Raw genomic sequence first — 24,670 nt, 5'->3', positions numbered from 1 at the left:
CATCCCCGTCGCCAGACGCCAGCGAAACTCCGCCGTCCGGCGAGGACCCATTGACGGCTCGCCCGGACGGTCGTGACGATCCATTCGAATACGGACCGGATTCGGAGAGGTCGTCAATCATGGGCCTCTCAACGCGACGAATGACGATGGAATTCGGGGAGGCTCGGCGACTCCCCGTTATTCTACCACACCCGATCCTTTCGGTGCGGTCGAAGTTTGCGGCGCATCAGGATTTCCCGTCGGACTCGACGGCGTAGTCGCCGGCGTTTCCGACGGAGTCGGCGCGGCGGGTGCGGCGGCCGGATCGGCGGCGGCCGGGGCGGCCTCAGGCTTGGAGGCGTTGATCCGGCTGAACTCCTTGGGAGCAGGGGGGAGCGGCTCCGGCACCTCCTGCATCGGGTCCTTCAAGACAAGGGAACGGGCCCGAAGCAGATTCCCGTGGAACTGCATCGTGGGATCGATCGCCGTGTAGTGGGCGATCGCCCGTCGAGAATCCCCCTGAGACTCGTAGATCCGCGCGAGGTTGCTGTGCGCCCCCCAGCGGAACATGAAGTAAGGAGCCGCCTCGGGCGTCGGCTCGGGGAGAATCTCAAGGACCTTCGTGAACATCAACTCGGCCTGCCGCAGATCCTTGCGTTCCAGGTGAGCCAGCGCCAGGTAATAGGTCGCGTAAGCGTCCAGGCCTTCCTGGATCGCGGAAGGAATCACCTGGTTCTTGTTCGTGACGAAAACCTCGCCCTCAGAGAAGCGGAAAGAGACGTAATCCGAGACGGCCTCAGCCAGATCGCCCCGAAGCTGCTTGATTCGGGCGTAGAGCAGGGGCATTTCGCCACGGAAGAAGAGGAGCGATTGCTGAGTCGCGGCGACGAACTGAGGGTCCGTGAAGAGGCGGGTCTCGACCTCAAGCGGGAGCGTCCAGAACGAGGCCCCGCCGAACGCCGAGCCAAGCACCTTGGCGAAGTGCTCCTCCTGGACGGCCGGATCGTGGTAGAGGACGGTCCTATTGGTCCCCGCCAGCTCGTTCTGAAGCAGCCGCATCTTCGGAGTGTAGTATCCCCGGCTGGAGTCGAGCTTTACGCCGATTCTCGTCGGGCTGGCGAGCAACGTCGCCCGGCTCACGTCATAAGGGGAGAGGTTGGGAAGCTGCATCGCTTCCAGGATCGAAGGGTCGTTCACCGCCTGGCGGAGCGTGGCGACGCCTCGGCCGCCGGGCCCGGGGACGGGTACGCCGGCTCGCGCGTCGAAGAGGTACGCCTCGCCGTCGATCAGGGCGGCGCAAATCCAGACATTGGGGGGACGGTCCTCCCTCGGCGGGCCCAGGGGCTGAAGTGCGTCTCCCGTCTTGGGAATCACCGGCTCGACGGTGTTTCCACGCGAGTAGGTCAACAGTCCAACGTCCACGCCGAGCTGTCGGCAGAGGGCCATGAACAACCAGGAGCGCTCAGCCCAGTAGCCTTGAACCTCGGTCGCCATCCCGCGCAGGAGGAGGTCGTAGGGGCGTGCATAAACCTGGGGAAGCTGCGGCGTCCCCATGCTGCCGGCGGGCACCAATTGAATCTGCTCGACGACCCAATCGAAGACGCGGCCGACGCGAGCGAGATCGTCCCCCGTGCCGCCGACTCGAGTGGCGACGTCGTTGTACATCATGCAGTCTTCGATGTGGCGCGCGTCGCGAGCCTCGGACCAAGCCGTCGCCTGGATCTCTTCCAGCATCTTTCGGGGAAGCTGGCGGCCGAGGAACCGAAGCACCTCGGGCTTGATGAGGTACTCGACCTGAGAGGTTCCGTCGAAATACTGGGTCAGCTTCTGAGTCGCCAGCCGGAAGTTGTCGCCGCCCGGCTTAAGAGCGGCCGTCTTGATGAGCTGGATCGAGCTTTCCAGGATGGCCGCGCGCTCGGCGTCCTCCCGGCGTTGCGCCCCCTGAGCCTTGGTCTTCGGCTTGTTCTTCACCGCCGACGCGCCGGGACTGAACGTCCCGGTCTGCTTGACCGTGCGCGGAGGAGGCGTGTAGTTGCAACCCGAGACGAGCAAAACGGCTACGGACGTGAAGCCGAGCAGGGCGGCCCGGGCGGCGCCTGCGCAACGAATGGACCCCATCAAGTCGGTCGCTCCTGGTGAATTGCTCGAGCCGCGCGCCCCGGGGGGATGATCGATTGGAGCCGGTCGCGGGCCGTCGACGGACGATCCTCGCAGGAGGACGTCCAGCGGCCGAGGATGTGGTTTGATCCTCGGCCATACACTCTATTGTGTCGCCGAGCCTCGGGGTTCGCGAGTCCTGTCCGGGGTTCCCCCGGAGAAATACGGTCGAAAGCTCCGCCTGGTTCGGTCGAAAGGGGCGGATTCCGCCCGAATCAGCCGGCGAGAGCTTCGCGAATCCGAAGCAGCGATCGCAGGAGGCCCGGGAGATCATCCAAACGAAGCGAGTTGGGGCCGTCGGAGAGGGCCTTGTCGGGCTCGGGATGAACTTCCAGGAAAAGGGCGTCGCAGCCGGCGGCGACGGCCGCCCTGGCGAGAGTCGGGATCATCTCGCGCTGGCCGGAGCTGGTCTTTCCCCCCTCCCCGGCGCTGGGGAGTTGAACGGAGTGAGTTGCGTCGAAGACCACAGGCGCGCCCGTCGCCTGCATCTGGGGGATCGCCCGCATGTCATTGACCAGCCGACCGTATCCGAAGGTCGTGCCCCGCTCGGTCAACAGGGTCCCGGCCGCTCCGAACTCCTGGAGCTTGTCCACGACGTTCTTCATGTCCCAAGGGGCCATGAACTGCCCCTTCTTGACGTTCACCGGCCTGCGAGTGACGGCGGCGGCTTCAAGAAGGTCGGTCTGGCGGGCCAGGAACGCGGGGATCTGCAGCAGATCGACGGTCTCGGCGATGGGGGCGGCCTGAATCGTCTCGTGGACGTCGGTCGTCACCGGAAGTCCGGTTTCCGCCTTGATCTTACGAAAGATCTCCATGCCGCCTTCCAGCCCCGGCCCCCGGAAGCTGGAGCCCGACGAACGGTTGGCCTTGTCGAACGACGCCTTGAAGATCAGCGGGATCTTGAGTTCGCCGCAGATCTCGACGAGCCGCCCCGCGATCCGCCGCGTCATGTCGCCTGGCTCCATGACGCAGGGGCCGGCGATGAGGGCGAGAGGACGTCCGTTTCCGATCTGGACCGGGCCGATCGTCACCGGGTTGGGGACGTTCAACGTTTCGACTCCTGCTCTTGCGATAGCGTGGCGTTCCGTCTGGCGGAATCTTAACCGAAGAGGCCGCCACCGGCGAGGGCAGCCCGGCGGGACGCAGGCGTCCACGAGGGGTGAACGATCACGCTAAGCGCTTTTGGCAAAACCTCGATCGACCAGAGATCGCAGGTCGTGGGAGAGTCCCGATCGACCGTGTGAAGACGTCCGGAAGCCGGCGAGATCGGGAGGAGCCGTCCCCCGGGGTCGCCGTCGATCTGAACCGGGACGACCCCCCTCGACGAAAGCGTGATCTTCCGAACTCGACGATGATACACGCCGGAAAGCTGCAAATGCGTCCCCCGCACGACCCGCCAAAGATAATAGAGGGCCTGGAACGGTCCGGGATCCCGGAAGACGACCAGGTCCAGAAACCCGTCGTCCTGACGTGCAGCCGGGGCGAACGGAAGGTTCAGGGCGTATCGAGGGAGATTGAAGGCGAAGATCGTGGTCCCAACCAGCGTCTCCTCCGCGCCGGGATCCTCGATCCGAACGGCGATCCTGGGGAAGGCGTAAGAAAAGCTGGCTCGGAGGATGGGCTCGACGTAGGCGGCGCGGTGGGTGGTGCGGACGTACCCCGAGGCCGTCCGCGTCCCGTGATGGCGAGTGACGACGTCGCCGTCGAACCCGAATCCGGTCATCAGCAAGAATCGACGCCCATTCGCCAGGCCGACGTCGACAGGGACGACCTTCCCCTCCACGATCGTCCCAGCAAGTCCCACCGGATCGCCCTTTAGCCTGAAATGGCGAGCGGCGAGATTCTCGGTCCCCGTGGGGAGGATGGTGATCGGGACGAGCGGCCTCTCGTTGACGAGAGCCGAGACTGTGCCATCGCCTCCCACCGCCACCAGGCAACGGCAGGACGAATCGGCGTTGGCCCGCGCGACCATTGATGCGCGGTCGGCGGGCGTCCAGGCGGGTTCGGCGTCGAACCCCAATTCGCGAAGTGCGGCGATGAGTCGATCGGCCTTGCGACGACTCAGCCCCAGGCCTGAGGCCGGATTCGCCACCACTCCGACCCAGCCGCCGGCGGTCGCTTCGACCGCGGGCGGCCCGGGCGCTCCTATCGGCCCGTCCGCTGGTCGCATCATAAGGGTCGAAACTCAGAAGGCTCCGTCCAGACGATCTGGGCCGATCAGTGGGTCGAGCCGCCCACGCTCCCCACGTTGTAGTCGAAAGTCTTCTTGAACGTGTCGCGGAGGTCGGCAAGACGCTTGGAGAGTTCATCGTCCACGCCCCGAAGCCGGAGAACCTCAGTGCGACTGTCGGCGAGCAGGTTGGATTCCGTCTCCTTTTCCTGCTTCCGCACCTCCAGATCATGCCGCGCCTGGGCGACGGTCGATTCCATCGTGCCGAGTTGCGCCTGCATGTTGTTCAGAATCGACTTCAGCCGCGAGTTGGCGGCCTCCACGTCTCCCATGCGAGCGCGGATCACGGCGACCTTCGCGTCCATTCCCTTCTGGAAGTTCGCGGTCTGGTCTTTGACCAGGATCAGATCGGCCTGGGCTTTCAGCAGTCCGACTTCGGCCTTCTCAAGCTCGTCCGCAAGCTTGGCCAGCTTCTCATTCCAGCCGCGGTTCAACTGAGCCACGCCGGCGCCGAGGAAGATCCAGCCGAGACTGGCCAGGAGAATCAATACGCTGAGCACTTTGCCCGCGGTCGACATCGCACGTCTCCTGTCGCCAATCGCTTACAGAGAATCGTCCGCGTGCGCTCGGGCGACGGCCCTAGGCGCACTTGGGATGGGAGGTCGGTGACACAGTTCAATATACCCCCCAATCTTCAGACTCGCCAATCGACTCGGAAGTTTCCGCCGGAAAGATCTCCGCAACCCACTTTCTCAGACACAGAGCGGGGGTCGTCGGTGTAATGAACGCCGGCTGCCAACCGGCGACGCCAGAGTCGACCGTCCCTAATCGTCACATTCGCCGGGGAAATCAGAACCCAACTACAAGATTCGGTGTCGGACATATACTCCGATATGGACGGTGCGGAAGGAAGCCCACAAGGGAAGTCCCCGAGACCCTCAGCGATGACGAGCACGACGACGTCAGAGAAGGCAAAGCCGGCCGCCACGCCCCCCGAGGCGCTGAGCCGACTCCGGGAACTCTACGAGGCCGGTGACTACCTCGGGGCCTTCCAGATCGCGAAACGCCTGGGCCCCATGACGCGGTGGCCTGGAGCGGCCGCCAAGGTGCTGGCCGGTCGACTGGCCTGGCAGCTCGGGGCCGTCCGCCTTGGGCTGGCGTTGCCGCTTCGCGCCTGGCGAGACGACCCGCACGACCCAGAAGCCCGTTACTATCGGGCGCGAACCATGCTCGGTCGTCGAGGGCCGCTGGCGACGCTGCGCTTCCTTGATCGAACCGGCGGTTTCGACGATGCCTCGGACGAAATCCGCGCCGACTGGGAAGCCACCTACGCCGCCGCCCTGGGCGGCCTGCGCGACTTCGAGCGTGCCGAGCGTCGTCTGGAAGCGGCCGAACGGATGACCCCTGGTCGCGCCTGGCTGCTCGTCGAGCGGTCGAGCCTGCTGGAGATGGAAGATCGATACGAGGAAGCTCTGGCCGCCGCGAAGGAAGCCCTGGCCGTCCAGCCCTGGTACCGCCCGGCCGTCCAGGCCTACGGCCATCTGCTTCAATTGCTGGATCGCGAGGCGGACGCGATCGAGTTTCTCACCGAGGCGGACCGCCGGATGTGTTCGGGCGTGATCGCCTCGCAACTGGCCGCTCTGCAGGTCGAGGCCGGCCTGAACGCCGACGCCATGGCAACGCTCGACCGCTACGTCGAGCTCTCGCCGATGATGGACTCCATGACGGCTCGGTGGCTGGCTGCAAGACGATCCGACGCTGCCTACCGACTGGGAGATGTGGCAGGCGCGGTGAAGTACGCTCGCGAGGCCGGCGAGGGTTTCTTCAAGGAGGTCGCCGATCGTATGGAGGCCGCCGAGGCGGACGCTCGTCGAGTTAAGCTGGCCGTCCCGTTCGTCCGGCAGCACCACGAAACCTGCGCCCCGGCGACGCTCTCAGCGCTCGCGCGTTTCTGGGGACGACCGGCGGACCATCTCGAAGTGGCGGAAGCGATCTGCTACGACGGCACCCCCGACCACCGCGAGCGGTCGTGGGCCGCGAACCACGGCTGGATCGCCCGCGAGTTCACCGTGACCTGGGATGCGGCCGTCGCGCTGCTGGACCGGGGCGTCCCGTTCACGCTCACTACGGTCGAGCCCGGCAGCGCCCACCTTCAGGCGGCGATCGGCTACGACGCACGCCGCGGCACGTTGTTGATCCGCGACCCCTCGCTCCCCCACGAGGGCGAGGCGCTCGCCGCCCCGTTTTTTGAGCGTTACCGGTCCGTCGGCCCGCGCGGAATGACTCTTGCGCCCGCAGATCGCCCGGAGTTGCTGGCGGATCTGAGGCTCCCCGACGAAGAGTTGTACGACCGACTGCACCGAATCAAGGTCGCTCTCGCGAGACACGACCGCGAAGCGGCGGCGTCCGAGCTACAGGCGTTGACCTCAGAGGCTCCCGACCATCGTCTCACGCTTCAGGCCCGCCGCGTGGTGGCGATCTACGACGCCGACACCTCGGCGAATCTCGGCGCGCTCGTCTCGCTTCGGAGTCAGTTCCCGAACGACGTTAACTTGCGACTCTTCCAGCTTTCTTGCCTGCGGGAGTTTGGACGTCGCGACGACCGTCTGGCCCTGTACCAGGAGGCCTGCGCAGCCCCCAAGGCTGACCCCATCCTTCATCGCCAGTACGCCGAGGAGTTGCTGGCCGACGCTCGCGAGCAAGAGCATGCGGAGCGGCTAGCCAGACTGGCTCTCCGCGCCAGGCCGACGGACGCCGCCGCGGTGTCGATCCTCGCCCGGATTGCCTGGAATGCTGGGCGTCGCGAGGAAGCCGTCGAGCTTCACCGGCTCGCTGCCTGTCTCAGCGATAAGGATGAATGGCTCGCGCGGACGTACTTCTCCGCCGCCCGGATGCTTCGCCGTGAGGAGGAAGCCCTCCAGTTCATGCGCGATCGCGTTCGCCGGCACTCCGCGAAATCGTCCCAGCCCGCGCGGACGCTGCACACGGCTCTCATGTCGCTCGATCGGGCGACCGAGGCTCAGGAGGTTCTTGATTCGGCGCTCAGAGTGCGCCCCCACGACGGCGAGTTGCTCCTTTTCGCCGCGGAAGCCAACGCCACGATCGGTCGGTTCGACCACGCTTCCGATCTCCTTGAGCAGGCGCGAACCTGGTGCCGCCGAGGCGATTGGCTTCGCGCAGCCGCAACCCTCGCGTCGGGCCGGGGCGACCTGGCTGGGGCGTTGACGCTCTGGCGGGAGGTCCTGGAGTCCGAACCGTCCGCCGTCGATGCAGTACGTTCCGCGGCGTCGCTGCTCGACGACACGGAAGGCCGCGCGGCCGCGCTCGACCAGTTGAGGGCCGCCTGCGAAAGATCCCCCCACAATTACTCGATGCACCAGACAATGGTGGAATTCCTCCGAGGGGAAGGACCGGAGGTCGTGGAGCCTGCGCTCCGTCGGCTGCTGGACGTCCACCCGGCCTCGGCGTGGGGTCGGCGCGAGCTAGCGATGCTCCTCAGTCGGGCGGGTGGTCACGATGAGGCCTTCGCCGAGATGGCCCGAGCAACCGCCCTGGAACCCGAATCCACCTTCGAGGCCGGCATCCGTGGCTATCTCCTGGAAAACGCCGGCCGGCTCGCCGAGGCGCGCGAAGCGTATCGAGAAGCCGTCCGGCGCGACGTGGACAACGAACACCCGATCACCCGCCTCGTATCGACCAGCGAGACGCAGTCCGAGCGTCGAGAGGTGCTCGCGTTCGTCGCTGAGGAGTTGAAGCGGCAGGTCATCTACGGCGACGGACTTCTCGCGTTCGCGCGACACGCCCGCTGGACGTTGGGATCGGATGGACTCCTCGAAGTCCTGATCAAAGCCTGGGAAGCCCGTCCCGACCTCTGGCACGCCTGGTCGGCCGTCATCGACGAACACGTCTCCCGCTCGGAACTGGAAGAGGCCGAGTCGCTCGCTCGTCGCGCCGCCGATCGGTTCCCACTGCTCCCCAGAGTCCAGTTGGATCTGGCGACGGTGCTCCGCGCACGGAATGACGTCGAGGGAGAACGGGCAGCCTTGAACCGGGCCCTGGCGATCAACCCGGGCTGGGGACGCGCGGCCTGTTCGCTGGCTCAATCGCTGGAAGCATCGGGACTCTATGAGGAATCGCGTGCGGTATTGGAGCGGGCCGTCCGATCCTCGCCGATGGACCCCATCGTCAATGGCCACCTGGCTGATGCACTGTGGCACCTCGGTGAGAAGGAATCCGCGCGCAGCCGACTCGAAGTCGCCCTGAGGCTCGACCCGGCTTACAGCTGGGCCTGGCGCTCCTACGCCGAATGGTCGAACGAGTGCGGCGAGTCTGACGCAGCCCTAAAGCTTGCGCGAGAGATCGTCGCCGCTCGCCCCGGCGATGCTCGAGCGTGGAAGGCCCTGGAAGCCGAGTTGACGGATGCCGACGACCTTGATGAACGACTGAAGGCGCTGGAACAGGCGGCCGCCATCTCGCCGCGCGACCTGGAGATCCATGACCGAAAGGCGGAGATCCTTGCCGACGCCGGCCGGTTCGACGAGGCCGAGGCCGCATGCGCCCCGGCCGTCTTCGGAGACCGCACGCCGTTGATCCTTCGCGGCCGTGCCGCGTGGGTCGCTGCGAAGAGCGGCGACCGCGCCCTGGCCCGAACCCTCATGCGCAGCCTCCTCCACGAAGATCCGGACTACGCCTGGGGATGGCGTCGGCTCACCGAATGGGCTCGCGACGACGAGGATAACAACGCCTACCTAGAAGCCGCGGAGAACTCGGCGCGACTCTATCCTGACGACCCGTGGGTGTTCGGCTTGCTCGGCCAGGCTCGCCTGGCCAGCGGCGATCGCGCTGGGGCGAAACAAGCTTACACCCGCGCCGTGGACCTCGCCCCCGAGTACGACTACGCCCTGATGGAGTTGTTCGATCTTCAGCTCGAAAGTCGTGAGTTGGACGAAGCCGGTGCGACGCTCGCCAGGCTTCAGCGGCCGGACCAGGACGCTCTGGCGTTCGTGTTGGCCAGGGAGATCCAGCTTCTCGCCGTGAGGAAGGAAAAGGGTGCCGCGCTCGACGCACTCAGAAGACTCCTCATCGCCCCCGACGTCGAATCCACCTGGCCCTGGACTTCGGCCGACGAGACCATCGTCGCGGCAGGGTGGGCTCGCGCGGCGGACGCGGTCTATGAGTCGGCGCTCGCTCAGCCTGACGCAGCGCCCAGGGCCGGCGAAACGTGGGCCAGGCGGGGCGGCCTCTTGCGCGCTCTGCGAGTCGGTCGCGCCCTCCGTCGGATCGTCCCGAACGGCGGCGAGGCGACGATCAGGGCGTTGACGGCCCACATCCGGCATCTGGGGAACTTGCGGCAGGCCGTCCCCCTCAGGCTTTGCCTCCGTCGACACGGGGCCACGATCCGCGACAACCTTGAGGCCTGGGCAATGACTGGCTACGCCCTGCGACGGACCGGCCGTCCCCGCGCCGTTGTGAAGTGGATCAGCGATTGGCGCGACAGAGAAGGCGTAACCCCCTGGATGCTGATCAGCCTCGCGCTCTCCCAGAGGTCGATCGGGAACGAGGCCGAGGCGAATGCGATCGCCCGCGCGGCTCTCGAATTGCCGGAAGACGGTCGCTCGCCCTGGCACTCGGTCTGGCTGGCGCTCGACGCGGCGGTGCGAGGCGACCTCGACGCGACCGTGAAGTTCGCCCAGCCGAAGATCACCGCCGATTTCGACGGCCTGCACGCGTACGTCCAGGGGCTGGCGCAACTCCTTACAAACGTCGAAAGAGCCGAGCCCTCGGATCGGTCGCGAGCCGCCACCCGTGCCGGAAAAGCCCTCAAGCAACTGGCTCAGAAACACAGGGTGGACCCAATCGACCATAAACTTGCCCTCCGCGCCTGGCGGCGGACGATCCGTCGACTCTCCAGTCACGTCCCCGCGTGGCGTCGACCGATCGCGCGTCTGTGGTTCGAGACGAGTCCGCCTCGGATCGGTTGAGGCAACCGGCGCCGGAGCACGCGATCCGACGCCTTATTCCTCGTCCATCCCCTTGATCAAAGCGTGGAGGACTGGCCGATATCCCGCCGCGAGCGCGGCGACGGTTGAGGGAGGTGTCAGAACGACGACCTGGCCGGCTGGTCTCGGTCGAGGCTCCGAGTAGCCGCCGAAAGACCAGGCGAAGATCGACTCACCGGAGACCAGATGCGGCCGGCCCCGAAGTGCAACGAAGACGCCATCCGGCAGCCGTTCCAGATCGGCGACGAAGGTACGTTTCGCCCCCTCCGGCGTGAGGCGCTCCCGGTGCAAGCGATCGTCGATGTCGCTGGCGGCAAGGGAGGGAGCGCCGAGCCCCGCTTCCATGGCCGATTGAAACGCCAGAAATCGGGGGCGGCGGCATTCGAAGCAGGGCCGGTGGCCCGCGGCCAGGGCTGTCGCTTCGTCGAGGAAGAAGAGCTCGGTGTAGCGATCGGGAGCCATCACCGTGCGCCGTCGTTCGTTGAAGTCCAGATCGCAAATCAACCATCGCTGGACACGCCAGTCTCGACAAATACGGCCTTCGGCGTCGTGGAGCTTTCCCCGATTCCCCATGAACGTTCCGCGATCAGGCGCCGCGAGGATCACTCCATCGGGAGCCACTCGGTTCCGCCTCGGCATGCACGGGCCTCCGTTCGTCCTGCGAACTGTCACCTCGCGGCGGAGGGAGGCCGCCGGTTATCCTGAGATTCTGGAATCCACCGCCCGATCCCTGCCGTTGAAGGAACGCCGATGCTCCCGATCGCCCTCGGCCTCTCCCTGATCCTCGCCGAACCCGACGCCCCTGTTAAGAAATCGCCCATCGCGGCCACCGTCGTCTCGTTGCTCCCGACATCCGGAGACCACATCCGACAGTACGCCTTCGACGGCGACGACGCGACGACCTACACGACCGACAAGCCTCCAGCGGAGGGCGACTCCGTCACTCTGACGTTCGACGAACCGGTCCTGGTTCGATCCGTCTCCATCAAGGGGCGCGGCCTTGACGGCGGAACGCTCGAAGGATCGACGGACGGCCAGGCGTTCGAGTCTTTGACGGGCGTCCATGACGGGACTGGAAACGCCGAGCCCAAGAAGTCGCTCAAGGCGGTCCGCTTCGTGCCTGCGAAGGACGCCAAGGAGCCGTTGCAGATCGCCGAGATCTCCGTCGACTCCGATCCCGCCGTCCATCGGTTCGCGTTCCCCGTCGAATTCGTCGTCGACGAGGTGGACGACCCTGAGTTGAAGCCCTGGGCCGATAAGGCCGCCCGCGAATGCGAGAAGTCTTACGACCTCATCAACGAGGCCCTCAAGAGCGACGGCTACACGCCGGCTCGTGTCGTCCATCTCTCAATCAAGAACGGGATCGACGTTCCCGCGTATGCCTCCGGCAGCAGGATCACCGGGTCCGCCAAGTGGTTCAAGGACCACCCTGGCGACGTGGGAGCCATGATCCACGAGTCGACTCACGTCGTTCAGCGATACCGAGGCCGGCGCAACCCAGGTTGGTTGGTCGAGGGCGTCGCGGATTACGTCCGCTTCGTTCTGTACGAGCCGGCCAACATCGGCCGCCTGAACGTCAACACGGCCCGTCACGATCAGAGCTATCGGGTGACGGCTCGGTTCCTCGACTACGTTTCGCGCAAGTACGACAAGGACTTTGTCCTCAAGCTGAACAAGGCCATGCGCGAAGGGAAGTATTCTGAAGATCTTTTCAAGGAATCGACCGGGAAGGCGCTGGCCGACCTCGGGACTGAATGGAAGGACTCGCTGACCCCGCAATGACCGGCGTTCGAGCCGTCGAGGCTATCCAGCCTCGGCGGCTCATTCGCTGAGTCCCTCGCGGCTCAATAGGCGCTCCCGGCGACGATTCGGACGCTCGCGTAGGGGCTGAACTCGGCGGTCCGGATGATCCCCTTGACGTCCAGCGACTGTTCCTTGAACTCGTGGTAGGGGATCTCGTCGACGTCGACCTCGCCGACGCACTTGAGGATCTCCTGGAACAGCCGGGGGCTATGGTCCTTGATCTCAAAGGGGACTGCGATCGCGTCGATGACCAATTCCTCAGCCACGGCGCGAAGCACGTCCAGCAGACGGGGTATTCCAGGCGTAAGGGTCAGGTCGATGACGTGGGCGTCGCCGGGCAGCGGATAGGCGGCGTCGACGATCAGAAGCTCATCGGTATGCCCCAGCTCGGCGAGCAGTGAGCAGATCGCCGGATTGAGAATGCCTCCTCGCTTCATCGCGCACGCCTTCCTTCCTGAAAGAGAGTCCTGAAACCGCGTGCGGCTCGTCGATCGGGAAATCGCCAGCGCGAAGGCGCTCGGTTGCAGCCTCCTCGTTCGATACTTCGTCGGCCCGATCGCACGGCCCGAGGAGGATTTGAGCCCCCTCCACGTCGTACATTATAACGGGTGAAGAACCCTGGCTCCACCCGAACGGCGTCCCCGCACATCCCTTGAGACGACCCCGAGGCCCGATGCGCATCCGACGCACCACATATACGGCGCTAGTGTCGATTGTCTTGAGTGTATTCACAGGCTGCTCCCGAGGGCCGGCGCAGGGCGTTTCAACGAGCTCTGAGCTTGACCCGTCGATCGCCGTCTCTGTCGTACCAATCGAGTCACTGGACGTTCCCCAGTTGAAGGATCTTGTGGAGGCCGGGGCCTACTGGCGAAGTGCGCGGGGACCGAGACGCAGCGTCGTCGACCAGATCGTTCTAGTGGACGACGTTCCGAGCTTCTTCTCGGCGCTGGAGGTCTGGAACCAAACGACCTTCTTCCCCATTCTCCTCGACGACCCGATATGGACTCCGGCCTTCGTCCGGGCCTTTCATCCGTCGAGGATCGTCCGATTCAAGGCGTCGGCCGAATCGACTCGATCGGGGCCGATGGACGAGTGGCGAGTGGCGGAACGTGCCGTCGGGCGGTCCTGGATGGGGGCCGAGGACGAATCGGCCGATCCGCCGCCGGCCGGCTCACTCCCTCGCGATCTGGGGCCGACGCCGCCAGGAGTCGTCCTGAGTCATCCCGGGAGCGCCTCGCTTTGTGGGGCTGCGGCGCTGGCCGCAGGTCGATTTCAGCCCTTGCTTCGTCTCGACCCCCTGACGATCGAGGCCGCCCCGGGGAAGCCCTCGAAGACGCTCGGATTCGACGACGTCCCCACATTGGCGCAGGCTCTGGACTTCGCGCGGCGGGTCGATTCCCGTGTCGCCTCGATCGCACCACAATCCGGGAAACTCGGCGACCAGGTGGACTTCCTCACCCTGGCAGGCGACTGGCCATATCGTTATCGAGCGGCGGACGGCTCGAGCGGTGAGGATGATCGGGCCCTGGACGACCTACTTGGCCGGAATCTCCCCGGCGGCTCGGTCGACCCGGATTCCCTGCGTCTCCGCTGGGCCTATGCCGGCCGACTGCTCGGCGACGCGCCAGCGTCGGTGTACCGAGCGATGGCCTCGCTTTTCCTCCAGCCACGATCGTCGCTCCTTTGGAACACCTATTCGGGCGGTCCACCCTGGTCGGAATACGATGTCACAGGCGCGACATCGATCCTGCAACTGGTTCGCCCAGACCCCGACGCCGTCCTCGCTCGCTCCGGAAACGCCGCCGACCTGAACGCCTGGCATGAAGCCACGGCTGCCCCGAACGCTCGGGGGCTAATCCTTATGAACTCCTCGGGCGCACCAAGGGACTTTTCGATTCCGGGAGGACCGGGCCTCGCCGGGGACGTTCCATTCGGCCCCCCGTCGGTCATCTCCTTGATCCACAGCTTCTCCGCCGCGTACCCCAACGATCCGACGACCATCGCCGGGCGCTTTCTGGAACGAGGCGCCTATTCCTATTTCGGTTCCATGAACGAGCCGTTCCTGACGGCCTTCCGATCTCCGTACCTCGTGACGCAGATGATGTCCGTTGAGATGCCGCTTTCCGCCGCCCTTCGACAGGGCCCGTACGAGGCTTATGGGCAGCCCTGGAAATTGGTCTATCTGGGGGATCCGCTCTATCGGCTCGAGACGTGGTCCGACAAGGACGCCCCCCAACGGGTCGCTCCCAGTGAGCCTCCCGCCGGTGCGAGCCCGCTCGCGATGAGCGACCGGCCTGATCCTCGCGACCAGCGAGCGACGCTCGACTGGTGTTACGAGGTTGCACTCGTGTCGATGACGCTCCCAGTGAGCGAGATTCAGCCCGCTAGCCGAACGAGAGAAATCCTGGACCTCCTTACGATCATGGATCCCGAACGACTAGATCCCCAACGCCGGGTGAAATACGACGCCCTGTTGATCGATCAGTTTGTTGCGACGGGTGATTACGAAGGCCTCCTCAAACAGCTCCTTCAATCGCCCGCTCGTTCACGGTCGCCGTTCGTCTGGCGTGCGATCGAGTCGGCGGTTTTGCATCGAATCTCCGACAGCATTCGCAAGGAGGATTTCTCCAGGGCCCTGGATCTTTGGTATCCGATCGTTGTGGGTCCCTGGCCGCCGGGCTCCGACTTTCCGGACCGGCTCACACGCCGGCTCGCATCGGCGGCCCAGGCCGGAGGCCCCGATCGAGCCGAGCCCTTCCGACGCCTTCTGACCTCGGCGCGCGACCAACTCGATGCATCGAAAAACACCTCCAGCCACCGTGCCATCCTCGAGGAGGAACTGAAGAAGCTTGGGAAATCCTCATCACCCCGCTGACCGCCCCACAGTTGAGCCAATGGGGAGGTAAGTGTCCTTGCCCTTTGTCGGGGGCTCGGGTAAGTTAGAGCCCTCTCGACGAGGACGACCCGGCCGAGCCGTGATCCTCCAACGTCGGCGCCGTAGCCAAGTGGTAAGGCAGAGGTCTGCAAAACCTCCACCCCGAGTTCGAATCTCGGCGGCGCCTCTCACCGTATCTCTCTCGCCCGCCGCTCCTTCCGTCGCATCAGCTGACGCACGGGGACGTGGCGTTTCCGATGGGCTCCTCCTCTTCTCGGCCCACCCCACGGAACTTCCCATGACCAGGAACGATGTATTCGTCCGTAGTCTGGTGATCATTCTTGGGCTCGGAGCGATCCTCGGTGGATCGGAAGGCCGGAGCGAAGAGCTCGTCGGCCATCTCGTGATTTGCGGCGGGGGCGGACTGCCCGACGCCGTCCGCGGCAAGTTCGTCGAACTGGCGGGCGGTCCGAAGGCCCGGATCGTCGTCGTCCCCACGGCCAGCGAGGACGCCGACGCCGACGGCCCGGCTCTGGACGAGTTCCTGGCGCCCTGGCGCAAGCACGGTGCCGCTTCCGTCAAGCTCCTCCACACTCGATCGCGGGCCGAGGCCGATAAACCCGAGTTCGTCGCCGCTCTCGACGATGCGGACGCCGTTTGGTTCAGCGGCGGCGACCAGTCGCGTGTGACCGACGCCTATCTCGGCACCGCCACCGACGCCGCCTTCCGCAAGGTCCTCGCTCGCGGGGGGGTCCTCGGCGGGACCTCGGCCGGCGCGGCGTTGATGACCCGCGTGATGATTACTGGCGGAACCGAGAAGGCCTCCGTTGGAACCGGATTCGGATTCCTGCCCGGCGTCGTCGTGGATCAGCACGCGCTTCGACGCAGCCGGCTCAACCGGCTCCTCGGCGTCCTGGGCGACCATCCGGAAGTAGCCGCGGGGGTGGCGATCGACGAGTCCACGGCGCTCATCGTCGATCTCGGAGCCAAACGCTGGGAGGTGGGAGGAGCCTCTTACGTCGTCGTCTTGAAACCCTCGAAAGCCGCCGCCCCTCTCCGAATCGACGTCCTCCACGCTGGACAGGGCGGGGAACTCGGATCGTGGGACGTCAAGGATCGCGTCATTCAGCAGAATCGCTGACGGGCTTCTCGTTTTCGTCCGGTCCCGCTTGCCGACCGATCCGTTGCACTCGTCGACGGTCCAGTCCGAATTTCTCGCACCATGCGCGAAGGACCGCTTCGGTCGTCGCCTTATTGGGAGCGTCGGCCTGCGGGAAGGGCCACCAATCTTTCGGGAAACACCCCGAGTTTCCGTTGATCGTTGGAATGCCGGTATTCAGCGAAGCCCACATGGCGTCGAGGTTGTACTGGACGAAGCCGGACTCCTCGGACTCTGGTCGATAGTAGAAGGTCCCCATGCTCGGGTCGATCTGTTGCGAGATCACCGCGATCCGGGCCCGACTCTCGGCCAGGGAATAGCAGTCGGTGGTGCCGCTCTGCTCGACGAGGCAGAGCAGGGCAAGGCACCAGGCCGCCATCCCCCAGAGACTTCGATCCAGCCGTTCGACTAACGAGGCGAGACCGAACGCTGCCGGAACGAGGAGGATGAGAACCACGCGACTTGGCACGCGGATCGCTTTGGCGCCCGGGATGTAGGGCGAGAGCGCGTACCAGAGGGAGGTTTTGCCATACAGCAGAATCACAAGCGCGAAAGAGACCGCGAGAATCGGCACGAGTTGCGACGGCTTCAGACGAACCTGCGGGAGCGTCGTCGAACACACCCAGCCGAAAGCCACACCCAGGGCGGCGTGGTAGAGAACTTCCGGACGACTCTCGAGCGATAGCAACGCGCCTGCGATCAAGAACAGGCCGACGCTCGCCAGGACGATCTCCGTTCGGTGTTTCGGCCGGAAGTAGCAGAGGATGGCTCCAGCCGCGACCGCTCCCGGCGCAATCAGCGACATCGTCGACCAGGGCAACAGATGCAACGTCAGCAGAAACAGCCCTACCCCCGGAGCCAGAAGACCGTCGGGCCGTGAGCGTCGCTCCCAGAGACGCACCCAGCAGAAGACCATGAGGACAAGCGTCAGCGTTCTGATCGCGTCGTTGTATGGAGGACAGGCTAGCAGCACAGCCACAGCCAAAGCAAAGGCCCCCGCACCTCGCTCCGTCCAATCCGGTTCTCGGAAAAGGCAACCGAAGGCGAAGCAGGCCGCTGCCCCAGCGAGCAAGACGACGCGATCGTTCCGAACCAACGTCATCGCGATCAAGACCAGAAGCATCGTTGCCAGAGCGACCCGTCCAAGCGGTGAGTTCTTGCTCAGATAGAGACCCACTCCGCAGGCTGCCGTGGTCAGGAAGCCGATTCCCAGGTTCAACTCCCAGGGGAACGGATGGGGACCGATCGGCCATCGCCGATCGATCCAACCCCAGAACCAGTTGTTCGGACCGACGTTCCACCACGACCAGTTCGTGGGATGCCCGTAAGCCTGGACATCGTTGAACGTGCCGCCGAACTCCCGAGCAGCCGGCAAATAGTGAGCGAGAAACGGAATCAGGACGAGAATCCCAACCGCTGCAGCCAGCACAGCAGCCCACCAGTCGCGTTGAATCAACGAGACGACTTCGTCACGACTCGTTCGAAGTACCAGGGCGGTTACCGCCGTAAGCGCGAGAGCCACACCAAAGAACCAGCCGAGGTAGACGCCTCCGTAGAACTGCGCCGCGACACCCAGGGCAAAGACAATCCACCACGACGCGCGTTCGGCCGCACTTGCGGTTCCCTCGCGGATGATTCGGCAGAGCGCGTACAGGGCGATCAGTAGATAGAAGAACGGGACCAGCTGCGCGTGCATTAGCTGATTCATTCGTGGCGCGCCGAAAGCGATCAAACCCGCTCCCGCCGCCGTTGCCGGCGCGCCGAAACCCAGTCCTCGCCCAAAGAGGAGCACTCCCGCAGCATAGTTCAAGACCGTCGAGGTGATCAGGAAGAGGCCGAAGGAGACCTCAGGAGAGAAGCCGACCAGGCGAAACGGCCAGTAAAAGGGGCCGTAGCTGAACATGGAGTCGGTGTACGCGATGACGTTCTTGACCGGGTGGAAGAAGGGGGCGTCCCAAAACCGATCGTGGCCCGGCGTTCGATTAACCCAAAGCCAGCCGTGCTCCAGCAGGTAGTTCAGAAGCCTTGAATCGCCCAGGTCGGTCTGAATCCGGCTGAAGCCGGAGAAGATCATTGGATGATGCGCGGCGAAAACGCCGAGCAGCCCCACCACCACGACCAACGCCCACTGAACGCCTCGTCGCGCGGGGTTTTCCGAAACCGGGTCGAACGAAGAGCCGATCCGTTCCGCCAACCGATTCATCGCCTCGCCCTCGGCAATCGGACTGAGATCGTTTTGGCGATCATCGTAGTCCTCACGCGTGAGCCGGGCAAGCATCCATGGCACGGCCTTGGCGTTGCGTCTCACTCCGACTTGAGGTAAGAAGCCGCCGGCTAGGGCTCTCGAAGTCGTTCGAGGCTCCTCATGTCCGGGTCAGAGGCTCCGTCATGCTCGATCGTCAGGTCCAACTCTCCGAACCTCGCCGGATGATCCACCGCCGTTTTCTTCGCCTCGCCTCGGAGGGCGGCGCCACGCAGCCTTCAGGTCTAGCGGAATCCTTCGCGACGATCGCCATATTCACCGTGTTCCTGGCCTTGATTCTGCTCAAAGCGCCGGGGGTTGATTACTACCTGACCAGCCGAGACCACGGGTATCAACTCGCGATCGGGGGCCAGGCGTTGCTGGGGAAAACTCCGGGGCTGGACATCGTCACGGTTTACGGGCCGATGGCCATGCTCACAAGCGCTCTCGGGCTTCGTTTGAGCGGGTCGCTCTGGGGTGAAACGCTGCTGTGCGCCGGGGGCTATTCGCTCTGCTTCACACTGCTTTACTCCCTCTCGAGGCGGGAATGGTCTCGATGGGCTGGAGTGGCCTCGGCGATCGTCGGCTACGTGCTGATGGCACGCTACTACAAGTGGTACGTGTGGTTGATCCCGCTGGCCACGCTTTGGTCGATCCAGGGCTGGTTATATGCGGCAGACGATCGAAAACGAAGCTGGCTAGCGGCTTCCGGTGCGATCGTTGGACTGGGCTGGCTCTTCCGGCTGGACATGGGAACGTTCGCCGGGGCGGCGGTCAGCGCGATGATCGCCTTCGTCGAGCTTCGACGCGATCGCCGCGAATTCGTCCGCTCCTCCGCAACATTCCTTTCAGTCGCCGCATGCTTTCCGATCGGGTGGCTGATTTACCTGGCTTACGTCGGCGGGTTAACAGCACCCTGGCAGTTTCTGGCGAGTTCGTTGCATGGGGCGCTAGTCGTCTCTCGGGGGATGGCTGCGCCCATGGCCCCCTTGTTCGCGATTCAGTTGGGCTACGCATCCGCCGCTCTGATTCTGGGCATCGCTTTACTGGTGGGATTGGTCCGCTCGTGGAGACGAGGCGCAACCCCAAAATCGCTGTTCCTGCTCGCCTCGGCGCTCGTCGGCCTGGCTGTGGTTCACCAGGCGATGCACCGCCGCGATCCGGCTCACCTGCTTCAGGTCATTCCACCCGTCATCGTGGCGGCGTTCGAACTTCTGGGGATGCTTCGAACCGCGGCGATCGATCCGACGAATCGGCCTAGCCTCCGCGCAAGCGCCGCGACCTGCGGGCTCCTCGCCGGGGGCGTTCTGGCCTACGCGGCTTACGGGATGACGCCGTACTCGCGCTGGGACCTCGTACCGATCGGCCCTACCCCCGGAGCGCGACTGGCCGGCCTCGCACGCCCGCTTGAGTTCGACGCCCCGGCGACGGCCGTCGCCAGGTATCTTCGCGAGCAGACTGCACCGAACGACTCGGTTCTCGTCTTTCCGCTCGACTCCCAGCTCCTCACGATCGCGCAACGACCCATGAGCGGCCGGCTGCATGGCTATTACGCGGGGGTGTTCGATGCGCCGGAGGACGCAGCGGCGAATCTCGCCGCGATCCAGGCCGATCCTCCTGCGGTCGTCATTGTTCCGTCGAGCAAGTGCCCGCCGAACGGCTCCGCCTGGCCGAGCGACGATCTGGCGCGCCGGGGCAAGGTCGCGCACGCTTATCTGGATCGCTACATCCGAGAGAACTACCCGAAAACCGTGTACGACGATGGACGTTCGGCCGTGCTAACGCGGTGAACCGTCGGTCGACTCAGGCCTTAGGCTTCCGCAGGACGGCCAGCAACGAGGTCCCCCAGGGGAAGCGGACGAGCCGTCCAAGCGGCGTCTCCAGCCCAAACGCCGCCGACAGGAGTTCGTTGATTGGAGCCGCGGGGACGGCGTGCATCTTCGTCGCCAACTCGCGACGTTCTTCCTCCGTCGCCTTGTCGATCTTACGCCCGGTCAGCGCCCGGCTCAGCAGCAGAATCGGGCTCAGGAGGAACATGAAGTACCGCACGTCGACGACTTCATATCCACACTCGATCCCGAGTTCGATCATTTCCCGCCGGTGATACCGGCGTTGATGACGGGCGAAGTCGTCGTTCCAGCTCCAGAACTGGCGAAGCGCCGGCACCGTGATAAAGAGCGTTCCGCCCGGCTTTAGCGCGTGGTAGACCTGTCGCAACGCCTCGTGATGGTCGGGGATGTGCTCGATGACGTCCAGAAGGAAGGCCGACGTCCAGCGATTCGTCCAGGGGAGGTTCAGCAGGTCGACGCGGAGCCTTGCGACCTGGGGAGGAAGGGCGTCTGCCGCTAGATCGAGCGCAACCTGCGACGAATCCGCGAGTGCGAGTTCCTCGATCGGAAAGCCCGATCGCCCGGCGAGGTAATCAACCCACCCGCCGCAGCCGCCGCCCAGATCGACGATCCGAGCGGGAGTCTCGATGTGCCGACGCACCGCGTCGAGCAGGAAGCGATGACGGCCGCGATACCAGAAGTGGTGTTCCTGCATCCGCCGGAGCATGGCGAATTCGCGGCTGTCGTACTCGTCGTCCCGGTGAACGACCTCTGCCGCCGCGGCGGCGGTCTCAATCGACATGCGAACGCTCCCCCGTTGTGGAGTGTGAACGCGGCTCCCGGCCATGAGCTTCGTCCAGGCGGATGTTCCGTGCACCGCTGGCGGCAATCTCCTGGCGCGGACTCGACTCCTCACGAACGCGATATTGCGGCTTTCGGTTCACGTTGAGATGCAGCCGACCGAGATACTCGCCGATGATTCCCAAGCCCAGAAGCTGCGTGCCCCCAATAATCAGGATCGCGATGATCGTGGATGCGTATCCAGGCACAACGATCTCGGACGCCAGGGCGCAGGCCAGGTAGTAAAACGCCAGCAGAAATCCGACCGTCGAGACGAACAACCCGCACGCCGAGACGATCTGGAGCGGCATGAGGGAGAAGTTCGTGAACAGGTTGAGCGCCAGCAGCGACAGCTTGCGGACGTTGTATCCCGAGCGACCCTCGCGTCGTGCCTCGTGGACGACGGGAGTCTGACCGATCCGCCGTGTGTTCCACGCCAGCAGGCCGTCGACGAACGTGTAATTCAGGTCGTATTCCAGGATGGCGTCGAGCAGTGGACACCGAATGGCTCGAAACGAGGTTACCGTGACGTCGTTGCGGAAGACGGCCCTGTAGAACACGTTCACCATCAGCGAGCCGGCATTCCGCCACGAGCTGTGGCGTTTCGATTCGTACCCGCCGTAGACGAGATCGAGGTCTCGTTCGCGCAGAGCCTTCAACAGCTTCGGGATCTCTTCGGGCGGGTTCTGCAGATCGTCGTCCATCGTCACGACGACCGCACCTCGGGCCCTCCGAAATCCGCACATGAGCGCATTGTGCTGACCGTAATTCCGCATGAGTTGAACGATGACGACCCGATCGGGCCGTTTGGATCGTATCGCCTGAAGGACGCGCCAGGAACCGTCGGCGCTGCCGTCGTCGACGAATATGAATTCGTGCGTCGTCCCGGCCGCTTCAAGGACGTCGACCAGTCGCTCGACGAGCGCGTGGAGGGTCTTCTCGGAATTGTAGACGGGAACCACGACGGAGACGTCGACCATGGACATCGCGATCCCTCAAAGCCTAGGGACGTTCCTGGATCTTGTGGAAAAGAATGGCGGCCGTATGCAAGGACTGGAGCACGCCGCCCGATTTGACGATCGCGAGGACCTCATCGAGAGTCGCGAGATGGACTCGGAGATCTTCCGTCGACTCGGGAGTCGGAGCCTGTTGCAGCACCACCCCTTCCGCCAGGAAAGAGTGCGTCAGATTGGCATGGGTTCCCGGGTTAGCCGAGAGTGAGATCTGCGGAGACCAACACCCGCCGCCGTAACCCGTTTCCTCAAGTAACTCGCGTCGAGCTGTAGTTTCAGGATCAGAATCGCTCGGGTCGCACACGCCGGCCGGAAGCTCGTAGTGCACCGCCCGACTCCCATGGCGATACTGCCGGATCAGGACCATCCGCTGGTCGGTCGTCAGCGCCACGACGTTGATCCAGTCGGGATACTCCAGGACGTTGTAGTCCTCGATCACGGTCCCGTTGGGCAGCCGGACTCGATCTTCACGAAGTGTGAGCCAGGGTTTACGGCTCAGGTAGCGTGACGACAGAACCTCCCAGGGCCGGGGGTCGTCGGCCTCGTCGATCATGGCCGACTCCCGCAGTAACGTTCGCTCGTACTCATGCCAATGACCCGCACGGTCGGAAATGGTAGATGGTCTCCCGCTGGATCGGGCTGTAACCACATGATCGATAAAGAGAGCAGGCGGGGCCGTTCGCTTCCTGGGTTACGACCGACGACCGCTTCACGCCTCGGGCGGCCAGCCACTCCTGAACGCGACTCATCATCGCCCGGCCAACGCCGCGCCTTCGCGCTGTGGGACTGACGGCGACGAGTCCAATCACGCCGGTCCCATCGCGAACGGACGCCGTTATGAGCCCTAACGGCTCAGGGTTCGTCACTGGCTCCTCTGCGACGAACACCACGTCCGCTGCTTCACGGAGGCAGCTCCGAGCGATCCAGACTTCATACAACCGACGAAACCGGTCTTCGGGAATACGAGGGTCGACGGCGAACCGCGAGTATTCTCCCGCGGCCACCGCCAGTTCGATCAACGCCGGCGAGGGCTCCCTGCAAGGAGCCTCGGAGAGGTGCAAGGAATCCGAGCTGGCCACGTCGCTGTGCGGAACCTCCAGGTCGATCGAGAACACAACCCGCTCATCGACCTTGAGCCCATCGAATCGAGCCAACAGATCGTTTGGCATCGAGAATTCGGGAGGCGTAAAGACGTAGACCAGTTCCAGGCCGTCGCGTCGCGCGCTGGTCAACGCCTGACCCAGCCCCGAATCGTCGCAACCGATCTGGATGCGGGCGATCGAGAGGCCGAAGTGGGCCGTGTCCCAGGCGAGAGATTCGGCGGTCAGGCCGCGGGCCGTCGCTTGCATCGAAGAAAGTACCCCTCGATCTGCTCGACGACGTAGTTCTGCTCATCAGACGTCATTTCGTGAAACAGAGGGAGTCGCAGCAATCGCCTTGCGACATCCTCGGTCACGGGCAGATCCCCATCGCGGCCGCCGAACGACCGACCCATCGGCGACGTGTGGAGCGGCACGTAGTGGAATACCGCAAGAACGCCGTGAGACCGGAGATGGGCCGCAAGGGCGTCGCGAGTCGCCTCATCGGGCAAGAGGATGTAGAAGAGATGGTGATTACTGCGGCAGGATTCCAGCGTCCGCGGCAGGCGGAGTCGGCCTTCTCGTTCCAGGGGTTCGAGCCGAGCCACGTACTCTTCGTATTTCTCTCGGCGCGAGGCTCCGATGTCGGAGGCCATCTCCAACTGCGCGTACAGGAAGGCCGAGCAGATCTCGCTGGGGACGTAGCTGGAGCCGACGTCGACCCAGGTATACTTGTCGACCTGGCCTCGGAAGAACTGGCGGCGGTTCGTCCCCTTGTCGCGCAGGATCTCCGCCCTCATGAGCAGTTCAGGATCGTTGACGCAGAGCGCGCCTCCCTCGCCGCAGATGAAATTCTTCGTCTCGTGGAAGCTGTAAGCGCCAAGGTCGCCGATCGAGCCTAACGCTCGTCCCTTGTACGAGGCGTCGACCCCCTGCGCAGCGTCCTCGACCACCCTCAGACCGCGACGACGAGCAATCTCCATCACGGCGTCCATGTCGCAGGCGACTCCGGCGTAATGCACCGGAAAGATCGCCCGCGTCCGCTCGGTCACGGCCTCTTCGATGAGAGTCTCGTCCAGGTTGAGCGTGTCCTCGCGAACGTCCACGAATACGGGTCGAGCCCCCAGGCGGGCGACTGCGTTGGCGGTCGAGACGAACGTGAACGAGGGCATGATCACCTCGTCCCCCGGCCCAAGGTCGCAGAGCATGGCGGCCATTTCCAGGGCCGCCGTGCAGGAGGGGGTCAGCAGAACGTTGGGGATCTCGAATCGCTCTTCCATCCAGCGAGCGCAAAGGCGAGTGAACTCGCCGTCGCCGGCGATGTTCCCCTGAGTCACGGCGCGCGCGATGTAAAACAGTTCCTTGCCGGCGATGAACGGCCGGTTGAATGGCACCGTGATCGGGCTGGCAGGCTCTTGGATCTTTTCTTGACTGTGCCGCGTCATTCCGTCTCCCCGCGAGATCGAGAGCCTCCCGAGGCTGCGCCTTCGGGCGCCGGAATCTAGGCCGGACCGTCCCTCTCGTC

17 protein-coding genes and 1 tRNA gene are annotated in these 24,670 nt (G+C 64.7%); 6 read left to right on the top strand and 12 right to left on the bottom strand.

The annotated features are described in order from the left end of the window. Nucleotides 1-177: 177 nt before the first annotated feature. The 4 genes from G5C50_RS03170 to G5C50_RS03155 all read right to left on the bottom strand — a co-directional run bounded on the left by G5C50_RS03170 (nucleotide 178) and on the right by G5C50_RS03155 (nucleotide 4,884). Nucleotides 178-2,097, bottom strand: coding sequence for a tetratricopeptide repeat protein (locus G5C50_RS03170; RefSeq protein ID WP_165064833.1), 1,920 nt, complete (start codon nucleotides 2,095-2,097; stop codon nucleotides 178-180). A gap of 254 nt (nucleotides 2,098-2,351) precedes the next feature. Beyond that, nucleotides 2,352-3,185 (bottom strand): 3-deoxy-8-phosphooctulonate synthase, encoded by an 834-nt coding sequence (gene kdsA / locus G5C50_RS03165; RefSeq protein ID WP_165064830.1) that lies wholly within the window; start codon nucleotides 3,183-3,185, stop codon nucleotides 2,352-2,354. A gap of 50 nt (nucleotides 3,186-3,235) precedes the next feature. Next, entirely contained in the window at nucleotides 3,236-4,306 is a 1,071-nt protein-coding gene (locus G5C50_RS03160) for a diacylglycerol/lipid kinase family protein (RefSeq protein ID WP_240906934.1), read from the bottom strand. A 47-nt stretch (nucleotides 4,307-4,353) separates the two neighbouring features. Continuing rightward, entirely contained in the window at nucleotides 4,354-4,884 is a 531-nt protein-coding gene (locus tag G5C50_RS03155) for a hypothetical protein (RefSeq protein WP_165064824.1), read from the bottom strand. A 366-nt stretch (nucleotides 4,885-5,250) separates the two neighbouring features. Here G5C50_RS03155 and G5C50_RS03150 point away from each other — a divergent pair, with 366 nt between their 5' ends. Continuing rightward, nucleotides 5,251-10,287: a tetratricopeptide repeat protein gene (locus tag G5C50_RS03150; RefSeq protein WP_165064820.1), complete on the top strand. Its 5,037-nt coding sequence runs from the start codon at nucleotides 5,251-5,253 to the stop codon at nucleotides 10,285-10,287. A gap of 33 nt (nucleotides 10,288-10,320) precedes the next feature. Here the strand turns inward: G5C50_RS03150 and G5C50_RS03145 are convergent, their stop codons facing one another. After that, entirely contained in the window at nucleotides 10,321-10,944 is a 624-nt protein-coding gene (locus tag G5C50_RS03145; RefSeq protein WP_165064817.1) for a hypothetical protein, read from the bottom strand. Nucleotides 10,945-11,055: 111 nt separating this feature from the next. Here G5C50_RS03145 and G5C50_RS03140 point away from each other — a divergent pair, with 111 nt between their 5' ends. Continuing rightward, the gene (locus G5C50_RS03140) at nucleotides 11,056-12,087 is read left to right on the top strand and encodes a basic secretory protein-like protein (RefSeq protein ID WP_165064814.1); all 1,032 of its coding nucleotides are present in this window, start codon (nucleotides 11,056-11,058) and stop codon (nucleotides 12,085-12,087) included. A gap of 62 nt (nucleotides 12,088-12,149) precedes the next feature. Here G5C50_RS03140 and rbsD read toward each other — a convergent pair whose 3' ends face one another. Next, the gene (gene rbsD / locus G5C50_RS03135) at nucleotides 12,150-12,545 is read right to left on the bottom strand and encodes a D-ribose pyranase (RefSeq protein ID WP_165064811.1); all 396 of its coding nucleotides are present in this window, start codon (nucleotides 12,543-12,545) and stop codon (nucleotides 12,150-12,152) included. Nucleotides 12,546-12,943: 398 nt separating this feature from the next. Here rbsD and G5C50_RS03130 point away from each other — a divergent pair, with 398 nt between their 5' ends. From G5C50_RS03130 to G5C50_RS03120, 3 genes are all read left to right on the top strand, one after another. Then, the gene (locus G5C50_RS03130; protein ID WP_165064808.1) at nucleotides 12,944-14,983 is read left to right on the top strand and encodes a hypothetical protein; all 2,040 of its coding nucleotides are present in this window, start codon (nucleotides 12,944-12,946) and stop codon (nucleotides 14,981-14,983) included. Nucleotides 14,984-15,099: 116 nt separating this feature from the next. Beyond that, nucleotides 15,100-15,170, top strand: a tRNA-Cys gene (locus tag G5C50_RS03125). 111 nt (nucleotides 15,171-15,281) lie between these two features. Continuing rightward, nucleotides 15,282-16,124: a cyanophycinase gene (locus G5C50_RS03120; protein WP_165064805.1), complete on the top strand. Its 843-nt coding sequence runs from the start codon at nucleotides 15,282-15,284 to the stop codon at nucleotides 16,122-16,124. On the opposite strand, the gene G5C50_RS03115 is transcribed toward G5C50_RS03120, so the two are convergent. Next, on the bottom strand, nucleotides 16,105-18,345 hold the full coding sequence (locus tag G5C50_RS03115) for a hypothetical protein (RefSeq protein WP_165064802.1): 2,241 nt from the start codon (nucleotides 18,343-18,345) through the stop codon (nucleotides 16,105-16,107). The two genes, G5C50_RS03120 and G5C50_RS03115, sit on opposite strands and share 20 nt — an antisense overlap. Nucleotides 18,346-18,530: 185 nt before the next feature. Between G5C50_RS03115 and G5C50_RS03110 the strand changes: the two genes are divergently transcribed. Beyond that, nucleotides 18,531-20,174 (top strand): hypothetical protein, encoded by a 1,644-nt coding sequence (locus G5C50_RS03110; RefSeq protein WP_165064799.1) that lies wholly within the window; start codon nucleotides 18,531-18,533, stop codon nucleotides 20,172-20,174. Nucleotides 20,175-20,187: 13 nt separating this feature from the next. Here the strand turns inward: G5C50_RS03110 and G5C50_RS03105 are convergent, their stop codons facing one another. From G5C50_RS03105 to rffA, 5 genes are read right to left on the bottom strand one after another with little or no spacing between them, the layout of a single operon-like run. Then, nucleotides 20,188-21,015 carry a class I SAM-dependent methyltransferase gene (locus G5C50_RS03105; RefSeq protein ID WP_165064796.1) on the bottom strand — a complete coding sequence of 276 codons (828 nt, stop codon included), beginning with the start codon at nucleotides 21,013-21,015 and terminating at the stop codon, nucleotides 20,188-20,190. Beyond that, nucleotides 21,005-22,039 (bottom strand): glycosyltransferase family 2 protein, encoded by a 1,035-nt coding sequence (locus tag G5C50_RS03100; protein WP_206107566.1) that lies wholly within the window; start codon nucleotides 22,037-22,039, stop codon nucleotides 21,005-21,007. The genes G5C50_RS03105 and G5C50_RS03100 overlap by 11 nt, the downstream gene beginning before the upstream one ends. 16 nt (nucleotides 22,040-22,055) lie before the next feature. Then, nucleotides 22,056-22,619 (bottom strand): NUDIX hydrolase, encoded by a 564-nt coding sequence (locus G5C50_RS03095; RefSeq protein ID WP_165064790.1) that lies wholly within the window; start codon nucleotides 22,617-22,619, stop codon nucleotides 22,056-22,058. A 31-nt stretch (nucleotides 22,620-22,650) separates the two neighbouring features. Continuing rightward, nucleotides 22,651-23,415, bottom strand: coding sequence for a GNAT family N-acetyltransferase (locus G5C50_RS03090; RefSeq protein WP_165064787.1), 765 nt, complete (start codon nucleotides 23,413-23,415; stop codon nucleotides 22,651-22,653). After that, the gene (rffA, locus tag G5C50_RS03085) at nucleotides 23,391-24,590 is read right to left on the bottom strand and encodes a dTDP-4-amino-4,6-dideoxygalactose transaminase (protein WP_165064784.1); all 1,200 of its coding nucleotides are present in this window, start codon (nucleotides 24,588-24,590) and stop codon (nucleotides 23,391-23,393) included. The genes G5C50_RS03090 and rffA overlap by 25 nt, the downstream gene beginning before the upstream one ends. Nucleotides 24,591-24,670 lie beyond the last annotated feature (80 nt).

The sequence above is a fragment of the Paludisphaera rhizosphaerae genome, from assembly GCF_011065895.1.
Taxonomy (GTDB): domain Bacteria; phylum Planctomycetota; class Planctomycetia; order Isosphaerales; family Isosphaeraceae; genus Paludisphaera; species Paludisphaera rhizosphaerae.
The sequence above is the reverse complement of the archived record's forward strand: the minus strand, read 5'-3'. Positions and strand labels throughout refer to the sequence as shown.

Excerpts from the sequence above, each read along its gene's own strand:
- G5C50_RS03170 (WP_165064833.1), bottom strand. The coding sequence starts at position 2,097 with ATGGGGTCCATTCGTTGCGCAGGCGCCGCCCGGGCCGCCCTGCTCGGC.
- G5C50_RS03160 (WP_240906934.1), bottom strand. The coding sequence starts at position 4,306 with ATGCGACCAGCGGACGGGCCGATAGGAGCGCCCGGGCCGCCCGCGGTC.
- G5C50_RS03155 (WP_165064824.1), bottom strand. The coding sequence starts at position 4,884 with ATGTCGACCGCGGGCAAAGTGCTCAGCGTATTGATTCTCCTGGCCAGT.
- G5C50_RS03150 (WP_165064820.1), top strand. The coding sequence starts at position 5,251 with ATGACGAGCACGACGACGTCAGAGAAGGCAAAGCCGGCCGCCACGCCC.
- G5C50_RS03145 (WP_165064817.1), bottom strand. The coding sequence starts at position 10,944 with ATGCCGAGGCGGAACCGAGTGGCTCCCGATGGAGTGATCCTCGCGGCG.
- G5C50_RS03140 (WP_165064814.1), top strand. The coding sequence starts at position 11,056 with ATGCTCCCGATCGCCCTCGGCCTCTCCCTGATCCTCGCCGAACCCGAC.
- rbsD (WP_165064811.1), bottom strand. The coding sequence starts at position 12,545 with ATGAAGCGAGGAGGCATTCTCAATCCGGCGATCTGCTCACTGCTCGCC.
- G5C50_RS03120 (WP_165064805.1), top strand. The coding sequence starts at position 15,282 with ATGACCAGGAACGATGTATTCGTCCGTAGTCTGGTGATCATTCTTGGG.
- G5C50_RS03115 (WP_165064802.1), bottom strand. The coding sequence starts at position 18,345 with ATGAATCGGTTGGCGGAACGGATCGGCTCTTCGTTCGACCCGGTTTCG.
- G5C50_RS03110 (WP_165064799.1), top strand. The coding sequence starts at position 18,531 with ATGCTCGATCGTCAGGTCCAACTCTCCGAACCTCGCCGGATGATCCAC.
- G5C50_RS03105 (WP_165064796.1), bottom strand. The coding sequence starts at position 21,015 with ATGTCGATTGAGACCGCCGCCGCGGCGGCAGAGGTCGTTCACCGGGAC.
- G5C50_RS03100 (WP_206107566.1), bottom strand. The coding sequence starts at position 22,039 with ATGTCCATGGTCGACGTCTCCGTCGTGGTTCCCGTCTACAATTCCGAG.
- G5C50_RS03095 (WP_165064790.1), bottom strand. The coding sequence starts at position 22,619 with ATGATCGACGAGGCCGACGACCCCCGGCCCTGGGAGGTTCTGTCGTCA.
- G5C50_RS03090 (WP_165064787.1), bottom strand. The coding sequence starts at position 23,415 with ATGCAAGCGACGGCCCGCGGCCTGACCGCCGAATCTCTCGCCTGGGAC.
- rffA (WP_165064784.1), bottom strand. The coding sequence starts at position 24,590 with ATGACGCGGCACAGTCAAGAAAAGATCCAAGAGCCTGCCAGCCCGATC.